Genomic DNA, 12,936 nt, shown 5'->3' with positions numbered 1-12,936 from the left:
TTCGGGGCTTTATTCATTAAGAGTAAGTATAGAATATGAGAGTTAACGAAAAGATTAGGAATATTTCTTTTTGGATAGTTGATTTTGTTTCTGGAGGAAAAGTTAGAAGACATTATCTTGATATCAAAGATAGTATAGAGAACCCTTTAGAAAAGGCCGTACTAGATAAACAATCAAAGTTTTTGAAAGATGTATTAAAGCATGCTGTAACATCTACTGTGTTTTACAAAGATATAAATCCAGAAAACCTTGAGAATTTTCCTGTGGTTAATAAAGAAATTGTAAGATCGTCTTATCAAAAAATTCAATCTCAAAAACATAAGAATAGCAAGAAAATTGGAGTGTCTACGAGTGGGTCTACTGGAGCCTCTTTTACCGTATATCAGGATATTAATAAAAAAGCTAGAAATACCGCTGATATCATTTATTTTTCTGAGTTGTGTGGGTTTTATATTGGATATAAACTATTCTATTTACGTTTTTGGAATATGTTTAAAATGAAAAATAAACTAGCATCTTTTTTTCAAAATATTACTCCAATTGATGTATTTGATTTATCGTCAGATTCTATTAAGGATTTGGTTGATGTCTTAAAGAACGATAAATCAAATAAAGGAATGTTAGGGTATGCGTCATCATTTGATAAAATATGTAAGTATTTAGATACTATAAATTCTAAACCAATTCATTGTAAATTAAGATCCGTAATAGGAATGTCTGAACGTTTAGACCCATTAACTAAAAAGTCAATGAAAAAATATTTTGATGTTGATATGGTATCTAGATATTCTAACGCAGAAAATGGAATGATTGCGCAACAACCTTGTCAGAAAGAATATTTTACCATTAACTGGGCAAGTTATTATGTAGAAGTTTTAGATTTCAATAGTGATACTAGAGTAACGCCTGGTACATTAGGAAGAATTGTAATTACAGACTTATTTAATTATGATACCCCTATGATTCGATATGATACTGGAGATATTGGTATTATGAATTATATAGAAAATAAGAATATAGCAAGGTTAGTGTTGACTAAAGTAGAAGGTAGAAAGATGGATATGATACGTAGTACATCTGGAGAGATATTATCCACAAGTATTCTTTTGGTAATTAATAAGTACAAAGAAGTTAAACAAAGACAAATTATCCAGAAGACAGCAAATCAATATCTTATAAAATTAAAAACTGAAAATAATGTTTTTGAAAAAGAAAATGAGTTTATAAAGGAGTTTAAAGAATATCTAGGAGAAGATGCATTGATAAAATTAGAATATGTTTCAGAAATCCCTTTATTAAATTCGGGTAAACAAAGAGCTATTGTTAATGAATTCAGTGCTTAAAGAGCCTTCAAAATTTAAATATAAGCACGAATTGTTTTTTATCAAAAAGTAGTTAATTTAAGTTAAAAAAGTAAAATATACATTGTATATTTGCCAGCGATTCTAACGATAGAATTATAGATATGATGATCACTGCATTCCCCCTGACAGACATTTATCGTTTATCTATTTTATTTCCCCCGTTTTTTAAGTATAAAAGTATGACATGGAATTTTTTCCATGATTTTTATTGTAGTCATTTTTAACTAGAAAAAGGTGTATAGGTATTTTTTTAAAAGGGTTTTTGATTTTAGCATTTCTTTGATGCTATTGATATGTATTGGACCTATATTTTTAGTATTGATAATATTTCTTGCAATAGCAAATAATGGGAAACCATTTTTTGTACAAAAACGTCCTGGTAAATCTGAAAAAATATTTAGTATCATTAAGTTTAAAACTATGAATGATCTAAAGGATGATAAAGGTAATTTATTACCAGATAATGAACGAATGACGACTGTAGGTACTTTTGTTAGGAAAACATCGCTGGATGAAATTCCACAGTTGATTAATGTGCTAAAAGGTGATATGTCCTTAATTGGTCCTAGACCTTTGATTATTGAGTATTTACCAGTTTATAATGAAACACAGAAAAAAAGACATAATGTAAGACCTGGTATTACAGGTTGGGCACAGGTTAATGGTAGAAATTCCATTACTTGGAAAAAGAAGTTCGAATATGATGTTTGGTATGTTGAGAATTGTAGTTTTTTGTTAGACCTAAAGATATTAGGTCTAACTTTAAAAAAAGTAGTAAAAAAGGAAGATGTTAATTTATCAAAAGAATTAACGTCAGAATGGTTTGATGGAACTAACTAGTTATATTATACTAATAAAAAAATGAGTAAGGATTTACAAGTAATAGGCTTAACAAAAAAAATGTTAAGCGAAGCTATTGATAATAATACTTATTGGAAAAATGATCTAGCGCCATTACCCAAAAGTAAGGCATTATGGTTAGTTGCTAACAATAGAATTCAGGAGGATGATTATTGTGGTGTAATAGGATATGAAGGGGATAAGATGATTTCTTTTATATTTATGTTTCCAGATTTATTGAATGTAAAGAATGGAGATCCTAAAAAAGTATATTGGATGATTTCCTGGTGGGTTCATAAGTCATATAAGGATACCGTATTAGGAACTTATATCTATAATGAAGCCGTGAACCTAACAGGTAAACAGGTTTTAATAAAATCATACGCGGAGAATGTTACTACATTTTATGAAAAACAACCATTTAAAGTAATCGCTTCTAGGTTAAGGCATACCATATTTTTTAGTTTAGATGCTTCTATGTTAATTGGAAGATTTAAGTTTTTAAAATCATTTAAATTTATATTAGACAGATTTGATAGTTTCACTGGATGGATGATTCGGTCATTAAATACATCAAAATTCAAAAAAAACGTACAAAATCTTTCTTATGAGTATGTGAATCAACTAGATGATGAAACTTGGAGCTTTATACAACCTCTGTTAGATAATGATTTAATTTATAAAAATAAAGAATATGTGAACTGGCAGATTGACGCAAATCAATACTTACAGACTCCAGTACCCCAAAGACATCCTCATAAATCATTACAAACAGGTATTAGTAATAATATTTATCTTCATAACTTAAAAATTGTTAAAGGAGAAGAAATTATTGGTTTTTTATCATATGTGATTAATTATAATGAGTTTAATATAAAGTATTTTATTGTTAAGGATGAAGAGAATTATGATGCTTGCGTAGACGCATTGATGGAAAACTTTGTAAAACAAAAAAGAACATTCATATTCACGGATGACACCAAGTTATCCAATACGATTACGAAAAGATATAAGACAATTTTTACGCATAAAGTGACTAAAAAGGGATTAGCGCATGATGACACAAAAATAGACTCAGAGAATTTTTCGATGTTAAACCGAGATGGACATTTTTATTAAACCAATTAGTATAACCGACTACAGATGGAATTCGTAAAACAATTACAAGAATCAATAGAAAAACACACAGATCACAATGTTTTATGTATTAATGGTGTTTTCTATACGTATAAGGAGTTTGCTTTAGAAATATCTAAAATTAGATTAACGGTCGCAAGCGAGATTGAGGATTCAGAAAAACTTATTGGTTTAGTTACTAATGATGATCTTCAAACATATGCGAGTATAATAGCATTGTGGCTAGAAGGTAAAGCTTACGTACCGGTTAATCCAGAAGTTCCTTTTGAAAGAAATTCAAAAGTTTTTGAACTTACAGAGACTAAATTCGTTTTAGATTCATCAGAAAGTTCGATGTATAATGATTATCAGGTTATTGCTACTAATCAATTAAAAGATGCCGAAATTAATTTAGAACCTAAGCAATTTTCAGGTGATGAATTAGCATATATTTTATTTACTTCTGGAACTACAGGTTTGCCTAAAGGCGTTCCAATAACTTTTAATAATGTTCAGGCATTGGTGGGAGCAATTGATGCAGAACCAACATTTAATTTAGTTCCATCGGATAGATGTTTGCAGATGTTCGAACTTACTTTTGATTTTTCAGTTGTAACATATTTGTTTCCGCTACTTGCAGGATCTTGCATGTATACAATTCCCAAGGGTGCAATTAAATATTTCTATATTTTTAAGTTAATTAATGAACAAAAACTTACGGTGCTTACAATGGTTCCATCTATAATTAATTATTTGAGACCATATTTTGGAGAGATAAATGCTCCTGATGTTAGGTATTGTAGTTTTGGCGGAGGAGCTTTACATAGTGATATAGCAAAAGAATGGAGTAATTGTCTTCCGAATTGTAAAATATTTAACTATTATGGTCCTACCGAGTTTACCGTGTATAGTGGATTTTATCCATACCATAAGGAAACAGACACTAAATCACATAATGGAATAATAGCCATTGGTACTCCACAAAAAGATACATTGTATCTTGTAGTGGATGAAAAAAATGAACAAGTTGCGATAGGTGAGACTGGAGAATTATGTTTGGGTGGACCACAGATTACACCTGGATATTGGAAAAATGAAGAACGAAATGTGCAAAGTTTTTTTACTAGAGATGAAAACGGAAATAATATAAGATATTATAAAACAGGTGACTTGTGCTTAAAAGATGAAGATGGAGACTTTTTATATGTGGGAAGAGCAGATTTTCAGGTTAAAATAAGAGGTTATAGAGTAGAACTTGCAGAAATCGAATTTCATGCGAAGTATAAATCAGAGAAAAAAGTGAATATGGTAGCGTTAGATATTACCAATTCTCTTGGTAATGCAGAGCTTGGAATTGCTATTGAGTCCGAAGAGTTCGATACTGAATACATTTTTGATTATATGAAGTCAAAAATGCCATCCTATATGATACCTATGCATGTGAGATTTATAAAAGAATTTCCTCATAGTATTAATGGAAAGATTGATAGAAAAGAATTAAAAAAACATTTTAATATAAATTAAACAATTAAAGCAAACAATTGATGAGTAGAGAAGAGATTTTATCTAAGGTAAAAACAGCATTTGTTTCTGTATTAGAACATGAAAATTTCCAACTTTCTAATGAAACCACAGCAAATGATGTAGATGGATGGGAATCTATTACACATATGATGATCATAACCGAAGTAGAAAAAACATTTGATATAAAATTTAAGTTAATGGACTTAATGAATATGAATAATGTTGGAGATTTACTTAATAGTATCGAGTCCGAATTACAAGCGTAAATTAATATGTATAATTCATTTATTAAACGTTTTATAGACTTTACACTTTGTTTTATAGGTGTTTTGATACTATCACCATTGATATTAGTTTTAATTATATTGTTAATGATAGCTAATAATGGTAAGCCATTCTTTTTTCAATCGAGACCTGGTAAAAATGAAAAAGTTTTCAGGATTATTAAGTTTAAAAGTATGAATGATAAAAAAGATGAAAAAGGAGAGTTATTACCTTTTGAGGATAGGATTACAAAAACTGGTAAGTTTATAAGAAAATATTCTTTAGATGAGATACCTCAATTATTTAATGTGATCAAAGGTGATATGAGTTTAATAGGACCTAGACCACTTTTAGTAAAATATTTACCGCTATATAATGATTATCAGAAAAAAAGACATGATGTACGACCTGGCATTACAGGTTGGGCACAGGTAAATGGGCGAAACGCGATTTCTTGGGATGAGAAATTTAAACTGGATGTTTGGTATACTGAGAATAAAAGCTTTAAACTTGATTTAAAGATTATTTTTATGACAGTAAAGAAAGTTCTATTCAAAGAAGATATAAACAGCGGAGAAAATGTAAATATGCCTACTTTTACAGGTAACAATTAACCAAAAAGATTAAAAAACCACTAAAAACTATATTTTAAAAATTGAAAAATGCTGTAATAATAGGAGCAGGTACACAAGGTCAGGTATACGCTTCGTACCTTAAAGAAGCAGGAGTTAATATTGTCGGTTTTATTGATGATAATCCTGATCTCGCAGGTAAAGATGTTATTAATATACCTGTTATTGGTAGATATAAGGATTTGTTTTTAGATGATTTTAAAAATAAAATTCAAGATGTATATTGCCCTATTGGTGTAAATGCTGTAAGAGTAGAATATTTATCTACTTTAAAAAAAGAAGGGTATGGAATACCTGGTTTTTTACATCATACTGTGTCTATAGCGCCAGATGTTACTATAGGAGAAGCTGTATATATGCTAGCCGGTAATATTGTGATGCCACATACAACTATCGGGAACTATATAATGATTAATATGGATAGTACTATTGCCCATCATGTAACATTAGAAGATGGAGTTTTTATGTCGTCTGGAGTTAATATAGGTGCTTTAATCAATGTAAGAGAAAATGCTTATGTGGGTATGGGAGTTACTGCTATGACTGGTGTTAAAGAAATAGGGAAAGAAACATTAATAGGGGCAGGAACAGTAATAATTAAAGATGTTCCAGAATATACGACAGTAGTTGGTAATCCAGCTCGCGTAATAAAAACAAAAAAACCATAGTTTATGGATTTTGAAACTAACCACACGGATATCACTTTTATAGGATCTGGTATCTCATCGTCATTTACTATTTTGCATTTTCTTGATCAATTAAAAACAAACCCAATTGATAAGAGAATATCGTTAACAATTATAGATAAATATCCTGAATTTTATACAGGAATACCATATGGTATAAGATCTGGGTTTTCTGTCTTATTAATTACTTCTCTAAAGAATTTTTTGCCTGAACCAGAAAGAACTAAGTTTATTGCTTGGCTTAATACTAATAAAGAATGGTTGTTAGAAGAGTTTAGATTGGATGGGGGAGCGTTATCAGCAGAATGGCTTTCTACGCATGAAGAGAGGCTTAAAAATAATCAATGGGAAGATTTATTTATTCCTCGACGTTTTTTCGGGAGCTATATTGATCAAAAAATTAAAAGTAACATAAAGGAAGCGCAAGAAAATAATAGTATATCTGTAGATTATATTAACTCTGAAGTAATTGACTTAGATAAAAATGGAGATGAATATACTATAACACTTCAGGATAATAAAGAAATCGTTTCAGAAAAAGTAATTCTTTCTGTAGGTTCATTACCTACACTGCAATTATGGAAAAATGAAGACTTAATAACGGACGATAATTTAATCTTTATCAATAACCCATATAAGCCTTGTTTAAAAGATGTGCTTAATAAGCTTGATGCTTTTTTAGAAAAGAGGGAAACAGAAAAAATTAATGCTTTAATCGTAGGTGCAAATGCCAGTGGATTAGAAATGTTGTATAAATTAAATGATTTAGAAAATCTAAAATCTAGAATCAATAAATTTACATTACTTTCTACCCAGGGATTGTCTCCAGATTCTGTAGTTGACGAAGAGGGTAAAAAAAGATATTCGCCTAAAAATTTACTTTCTCTTGCTAATCAACAGGATTTAAGCGCTAAAGAAATAGCAGAAGCAACATATAAGGATTTAGATGTAGCAGACGAGATTCATTTAGGAGCAGCATCTACGGTAGATGTTATTTCAAGTGCCTTTGGTTCATTATTACAAAAATTGAGTACAGAAGAGCTTAAAAAGTTTGCTTGTTTATATGGTAATGATATTGGCAGAAGACAACGTTGTGCGGGATATCATTATTCTAAAACTATTGATACTCTTAAGAGAGAGAATCGTTTTGAACATATTGCTGGACGATTTATAAATATAAATAAAGCGGATAATAATCAGTATTCTTTAGAATATTTAGATACAAAATCAAAAACAAATAAAATCGATAGCGATCCGGTACATATTGTTTTTAATTGTATTGGTGGTACAAATTTAACGGCTTCGGACATACCCACGTTACTAAGCAAAGTTATTGCCAATAAATTATGTGTTCCAAATGAATCTAAGATTGGTTTTGACGTTAATGACGCTTTAGAAGCTTCAGACAATTTACATATTGTAGGTCCATTATTAGCAGGTAATATTTTTGATGGAAAAGCGGTATGGCACGTCGAACATTGTGGCAGAATTATATGGTTATCAAACCTGTTAGCTGGAAAATTGTATAATTATTTTAATCAAAATGTAGTGAGCAGTTAGCACAAGAATCAATCAATAAACGAATTACTAATAAACAACTTTAGCATTGGATAAAAATTACAAAATATTAATAAAAGATCTTGATGATGGCGCAGAAGTTTCGAAGTATAAATCACTTCTTAAAAATGAATGGAATAATAATGTGTACTATTCTATAGAACATTTACGTCATTTAGAGAAAGATTCTGATGAGTTAAGATGTTTTTTGTTTGAAAAAAATGATGTTCCTATTGTATTGATGCCGTTTGTCTTAAGAAAGATAAAAATTGATGGAAAGGAATATCCATACAAGGATGTAATTAGTCCTTATGGTTATAGTGGTCCACTTTATAGTGATCATGTTACTTCAGAGGATTTAGCTGAATTTTGGAAACAAGTAGATAGCTGGTATCGTGATAATATGGTTGTAACAGAGTTTATACGATTTAGTCTAAACGAAAATCATAAGAATTATTCAGGATCATTAATAGAGACATTATCAAATGTAAAAGGGCTATTATTGGATGATTTTGAGGATCAATGGAATGCATTTTTACCTAAGGTGAGAAATAATTATCGAAAAGCGGTAAATTATAATCTAGATTTTAAGGTGTTCCATAAGGATCAAATTACTAAAGAGATAATTACAATCTTCAATGATATTTATGTAGCTACAATGACACGGAATAATGCCGACAGTATTTACTTTTTTTCTAGTGCTTATTTTGAGGATTTGATATTATCTAATTTAGATAATTTTTCTATTGTAGTAGTGTATTACGAAGGAATACCAATTTCAGTTGAATTGATAATAAACTATAAGGATATAATTTTCGCTTTTTTAGGAGGTACTAATGCAGAATATTTTAGTTACAGACCGAATGATTTTTTAAGAGTAAAAGTTATAGAATGGGCTGTTAAAAATGGAAAAAAACATTACGTTCTAGGCGGAGGAATGAAGGATGGTGATGGTTTATATAAAAATAAGAAATCTCTTTTCCCTAAAGATGAAGATGTGGTATTCTGTACAGGAAGAAAGGTAGTAAATCAGGAGATATATGATCAACTATGTATGTCATCCGATGAAGAGTATAAGGATATTAAGAAGGAAGATCTAAAAAAATATTTTTTTCCATTTTATAGATTGAATAATAGATGAAAAAAGAAAATATAGATTATTTTTTCCAGCTTTTCGAAAAATGTTCAATACCAAAGATATTTTCAGGAATACATTCGGGAAAAGGTGAGGAGTCTTTGGCTAACCCAGATTTTGATATTACTCTGATAGAAAAACCGAATAGTATACATTCTGTTTTTTTTGTTCCCGATTATTTAAAACCAGATTTAGATACTAAGAATTTGATCGTTAAAAAGGTTGGTCAATTTTTTAAAGGATACGCTATTTTTTTAGATGATTTCACGAGTGCGGATGCTTATGTTAAACATCGTTTTCGGAGTAATGCCAAAGGAATACGAAGAAGAATTAAGAGATTAGAAACATGTTTTGATATTGAATATAAAACATACTACGGAGCCATAAAAAAGGAAGACTACGACCTTTTTATGGACTGTTTAGAAAAAATGTTGATTAGGAGATTTGAACAACGTAATGATGTTAGCCAGACTTTGTTAAGATGGGATTATTATAAGAAAATGTATTTTTCTTTGATAAATGAAAAGAAAGCTTCTCTATTTGTGGCATATGATAGTAATGAACCTATCATAGTTTCTTTAAATCATCATTTTCAAAATAGATTATTTAGTGCAATATCATCATATGATATTGATTATTCTAAGTTTAGTTTAGGAAGTGTAGAGATTTATAAAAAATTAGATTGGTTGATAGAAAATGATCATAAATCTTATGAAATGGGAATGGGAGACTTGAGCTATAAGAGAGAATGGTGTAATCACATATATAATTTTGAGCATCAAATCATATACCCTAAAAGGTCTATTATGGGGTTTATTAAAGGGAACATAGAATACACTAAAGTAAAAATTAAGGAATTTGTTTTCAAAGTAGCGTATGTAAGATATAAAGAATACAAAGCAAAGAAAAAGAAAAATCCTGCTGTTCTTACAAAAGAGTATCAAATTGCCCCTATAGAAGATGTTAATTATGATAAAGAATTAATTGTTGTCGACTATAATACCCAAGAATATAGTTGGTTAAGAAAAATTGTTTTTGATTTTTTGTATACAAGTATCGATAACGTTAAAAATGTGAAAGTTTTACGACTTTCTGAAAAAGAAAATAGTTTTCTAATAGTTGGGCAGTCAAAGATGCAAAAGGTTAGTTGTTAGTTTTTTTTATTCATCCAATTTGTTGATATAATCACTGATAGCCTTAGCAATTAAACCTCTTCCATGGTTATTCCAATGTCTATCATATATTAAAGTGGTAGAAGTTGTACTTTTATCAAAATATGTTGAAAAATCAACGTATTTAAAGTTGTTTTCTTTTAAATAGGAAAGAAAAATAGGGCTTGTTATACTTGAATCTAAAAGCAATATAAAACGATCTTTATCGTAACCATATTCACTAATTAAACTATTAAAATTTGCTAGATACTTATCTTCTTTCTCCTTTTTGATTCGTAATAACTCATTTTTATCTAGAGGTGGTTTTTTTTGGTTGGTTTTTAGAACGTTCATTAATCGGTATACCAACCTTTGCGGTGGATCTAGGATACCTATACTTTTGCAATAAACCAATAATTTACTTTTTTTAAGAAGTTTATTCATAGGTGATTCTAAGGCTAAACGTCCTGTTACTACTGCGTATTTACTTCTTGTTAGATCATTAGAAAATTTGATTCCCAAAATGACCTTATCTATTTTATCGAATTGCTCTTTATAGGCATTGATAAGATGTAACTGATCAGCAAAATCATATCCAGCATATCCGTATTCATAAACTTCAATATTTGGTACAGAATTTTCAATCTTTTTTCCGATCGAATTGTAATAATTTTGATGAAACCCTTCAATAAAAGAATCTCCTACTAAGGCAATTTCAATTTTATCTTTGGTTGGGTTAAATTCTCTATAAGAGTTGTATCCTGATTTATTTATATGGTATTCAGAGAAATTTTGTTTTCTGTTTCCTGTAACTGAAAACCCGCTTTGATTTGGAACCCATTTTTCTACTTTGTATTCATCCAAAAATCGAGTAGGAGTATCCTTCGCTAGATGAAAACAACGAACTAACAACTCCAATGATATTAATATCAGAAAAAAATAAAAAGCGCTTTTAAGAACAAGTTTTTTCATTTTACTTAGATTATTTAATGATTTTAGAATTGAAAATAAATAAAGGATCTATCTATGTTATCATCAAAGAAAAGTAGCATTCCAAGAATTACTATTGTATAGACTACAAATCGAATAATTTTTGATTTAAACTTAAATGGAGATCTTTCATCTCTCCTAATTCTAAATTCGTATATAATAAAGATTACTAAAAGTATAAAATAATCTATCATACGATAGCCTAAAGGGTGTTCATATATTTCAAAATAAAAATTAGTATACAACTGTTTTAGAAAACCAAAAGCGTCCGTAATTGATTCGGATCTAAAGAATACTCTGGAGAAGGTTACAAGAGAGAAGGTTAGAAGCATTTGGCATATTTCTTTTATTGAAGGAAGCCATCTATTTTCTGCAACTACGTTGTTCATATATATTCTATTACGTCCCATAAGAAAAACAGGAATGTATAAAATAGCATGAATCGCTCCCCAAACTATAAAGGTCCAATTTGCTCCATGCCAAAAGCCACTAACTAAGAAAATGATACAAATATTTCTTATAGATTTTAGCTTACTAACTCTGCTACCACCAAGCGGAATATATACGTAATGTCTAAACCAAGTGGATAGAGATATATGCCATCTTTGCCAATATTCGGCCATGTTTCTAGAAAAGTTTGGAAACTTGAAATTAGACATTAATTCAATACCAAATAGTTTTGAAGTACCTATCGCAATATCAGAGTATCCACTAAAGTCTCCATATACCTGAAAACTAAATAAGGCAACTCCAAGTATAAGCGTTGAAGCGGAATAATCATGGTAATTAGCAAAAATATCATCTACTATGGGAGCGATGGAATCAGCAATAACTACTTTTTTAAAGAGTCCCCAGAGAATTAGTTTTAATCCTTCTTTGCATTGTCTATAATTAAACGTTCTTTTTACCGTAATCTGAGAAAGTAAATTGGATGCTCTTTCGATTGGACCAGCTACAAGTTGAGGGAAAAAACTAACAAACGTTGCAAATGAAATAAAATCTTTAGTTGGAGTTAATCGTTTATAATAAATATCTAACGAATAAGACATTGTCTGGAATGTGTAGAATGATATTCCTACCGGAAGTATAATTTTTAAAGTCCAAGAACTTTGTATCTCATATCCAAAAATAGTAACGAAATCAACCCAAGAATCGATAAAGAAATTATAATATTTAAAAAAACCTAAAAGGCAAATATTAAAAATCACACTAACTAATAACCATCTTTTTTTAAGGTGATTAGATTCGTTTTTGTGAATAAATTGCCCAACAATGTAATCAACAATTGTACTTGCCAAAATTAGAAATAGGAAACGCCAATCCCACATTCCGTAGAACACATAACTAGCCATCAGAATAAAACAATTCTGAAGCTTTACGTTTTTACTAAATAATGACCAGTAAATAATAAACACTACTGGCAAAAAGATGAAAAAATCTAAAGAATTAAATAACATGAATAATCATTAATATAAAATTCGGGGGATTTGTTTAATTACAATTACAATTAGGTAATTTCTTTTTTTTGAAGCGTGTAAATTTTATTTAATTAATTTAATAAATCAAGAATTATCTCTTTTTTTTTATAATTCTTTATTTAATAGAATTATTTCATATCTAATTAATAAATAGAGTAGGGGAAAAACCCTGTTAAGAAACAGGTAATTCCCTTCTTAT

Annotated in this window: 12 protein-coding genes; 10 read left to right on the top strand and 2 right to left on the bottom strand. The window is 29.3% G+C overall.

What is annotated here, in order from left to right; all coding sequences use genetic code 11:
• Positions 1–35 precede the first annotated feature (35 nt).
• The 10 genes from NMK29_RS09515 (at position 36) to NMK29_RS09470 (ending at position 10,272) form a co-directional block, all read left to right on the top strand.
• On the top strand, positions 36–1,343 hold the full coding sequence (locus NMK29_RS09515; RefSeq protein WP_108804116.1) for a phenylacetate--CoA ligase family protein: 1,308 nt from the start codon (positions 36–38) through the stop codon (positions 1,341–1,343).
• Positions 1,344–1,598: 255 nt separating this feature from the next.
• Positions 1,599–2,204 carry a sugar transferase gene (locus NMK29_RS09510; protein ID WP_108804117.1) on the top strand — a complete coding sequence of 202 codons (606 nt, stop codon included), beginning with the start codon at positions 1,599–1,601 and terminating at the stop codon, positions 2,202–2,204.
• Between the two features lie 21 nt (positions 2,205–2,225).
• Positions 2,226–3,323, top strand: coding sequence for a hypothetical protein (locus tag NMK29_RS09505; RefSeq protein WP_108804118.1), 1,098 nt, complete (start codon positions 2,226–2,228; stop codon positions 3,321–3,323).
• Between the two features lie 24 nt (positions 3,324–3,347).
• Positions 3,348–4,844, top strand: a complete 1,497-nt coding sequence (locus NMK29_RS09500) for an AMP-binding protein (protein ID WP_108804119.1) — start codon at positions 3,348–3,350, stop codon at positions 4,842–4,844.
• A 20-nt stretch (positions 4,845–4,864) separates the two neighbouring features.
• Positions 4,865–5,110 (top strand): acyl carrier protein, encoded by a 246-nt coding sequence (locus NMK29_RS09495; protein WP_027391611.1) that lies wholly within the window; start codon positions 4,865–4,867, stop codon positions 5,108–5,110.
• 6 nt (positions 5,111–5,116) lie between these two features.
• On the top strand, positions 5,117–5,722 hold the full coding sequence (locus NMK29_RS09490; protein ID WP_108804120.1) for a sugar transferase: 606 nt from the start codon (positions 5,117–5,119) through the stop codon (positions 5,720–5,722).
• A gap of 41 nt (positions 5,723–5,763) precedes the next feature.
• Entirely contained in the window at positions 5,764–6,408 is a 645-nt protein-coding gene (locus NMK29_RS09485) for a NeuD/PglB/VioB family sugar acetyltransferase (protein ID WP_108804121.1), read from the top strand.
• A 3-nt stretch (positions 6,409–6,411) separates the two neighbouring features.
• A complete protein-coding gene (locus NMK29_RS09480; RefSeq protein WP_108804122.1) occupies positions 6,412–7,986 on the top strand; it encodes an FAD/NAD(P)-binding protein in 1,575 nt (524 codons plus the stop codon).
• A gap of 46 nt (positions 7,987–8,032) precedes the next feature.
• Positions 8,033–9,124 carry a GNAT family N-acetyltransferase gene (locus NMK29_RS09475; RefSeq protein ID WP_108804123.1) on the top strand — a complete coding sequence of 364 codons (1,092 nt, stop codon included), beginning with the start codon at positions 8,033–8,035 and terminating at the stop codon, positions 9,122–9,124.
• The gene (locus NMK29_RS09470) at positions 9,121–10,272 is read left to right on the top strand and encodes a GNAT family N-acetyltransferase (protein ID WP_108804124.1); all 1,152 of its coding nucleotides are present in this window, start codon (positions 9,121–9,123) and stop codon (positions 10,270–10,272) included. Before NMK29_RS09475 ends, NMK29_RS09470 begins: the two co-directional genes overlap by 4 nt.
• A 6-nt stretch (positions 10,273–10,278) precedes the next feature.
• Here the strand turns inward: NMK29_RS09470 and NMK29_RS09465 are convergent, their stop codons facing one another.
• Together NMK29_RS09465 and NMK29_RS09460 are read right to left on the bottom strand one after the other, a co-directional pair.
• Positions 10,279–11,241, bottom strand: coding sequence for a hypothetical protein (locus NMK29_RS09465; protein WP_108804125.1), 963 nt, complete (start codon positions 11,239–11,241; stop codon positions 10,279–10,281).
• A 23-nt stretch (positions 11,242–11,264) separates the two neighbouring features.
• The gene (locus NMK29_RS09460) at positions 11,265–12,716 is read right to left on the bottom strand and encodes an MBOAT family protein (RefSeq protein ID WP_108804126.1); all 1,452 of its coding nucleotides are present in this window, start codon (positions 12,714–12,716) and stop codon (positions 11,265–11,267) included.
• Positions 12,717–12,936 lie beyond the last annotated feature (220 nt).

It is taken from the genome of Aquimarina sp. Aq107 (genome assembly GCF_943733665.1).
In the GTDB taxonomy this organism is placed as follows: Bacteria; Bacteroidota; Bacteroidia; order Flavobacteriales; family Flavobacteriaceae; genus Aquimarina.
This window is presented reverse-complemented; position numbering and strand designations above follow the sequence as displayed.

Excerpts from the sequence above, each read along its gene's own strand:
- NMK29_RS09515 (WP_108804116.1), top strand. The coding sequence starts at position 36 with ATGAGAGTTAACGAAAAGATTAGGAATATTTCTTTTTGGATAGTTGAT.
- NMK29_RS09470 (WP_108804124.1), top strand. The coding sequence starts at position 9,121 with ATGAAAAAAGAAAATATAGATTATTTTTTCCAGCTTTTCGAAAAATGT.
- NMK29_RS09500 (WP_108804119.1), top strand. The coding sequence starts at position 3,348 with ATGGAATTCGTAAAACAATTACAAGAATCAATAGAAAAACACACAGAT.
- NMK29_RS09505 (WP_108804118.1), top strand. The coding sequence starts at position 2,226 with ATGAGTAAGGATTTACAAGTAATAGGCTTAACAAAAAAAATGTTAAGC.
- NMK29_RS09490 (WP_108804120.1), top strand. The coding sequence starts at position 5,117 with ATGTATAATTCATTTATTAAACGTTTTATAGACTTTACACTTTGTTTT.
- NMK29_RS09495 (WP_027391611.1), top strand. The coding sequence starts at position 4,865 with ATGAGTAGAGAAGAGATTTTATCTAAGGTAAAAACAGCATTTGTTTCT.
- NMK29_RS09480 (WP_108804122.1), top strand. The coding sequence starts at position 6,412 with ATGGATTTTGAAACTAACCACACGGATATCACTTTTATAGGATCTGGT.
- NMK29_RS09460 (WP_108804126.1), bottom strand. The coding sequence starts at position 12,716 with ATGTTATTTAATTCTTTAGATTTTTTCATCTTTTTGCCAGTAGTGTTT.
- NMK29_RS09465 (WP_108804125.1), bottom strand. The coding sequence starts at position 11,241 with ATGAAAAAACTTGTTCTTAAAAGCGCTTTTTATTTTTTTCTGATATTA.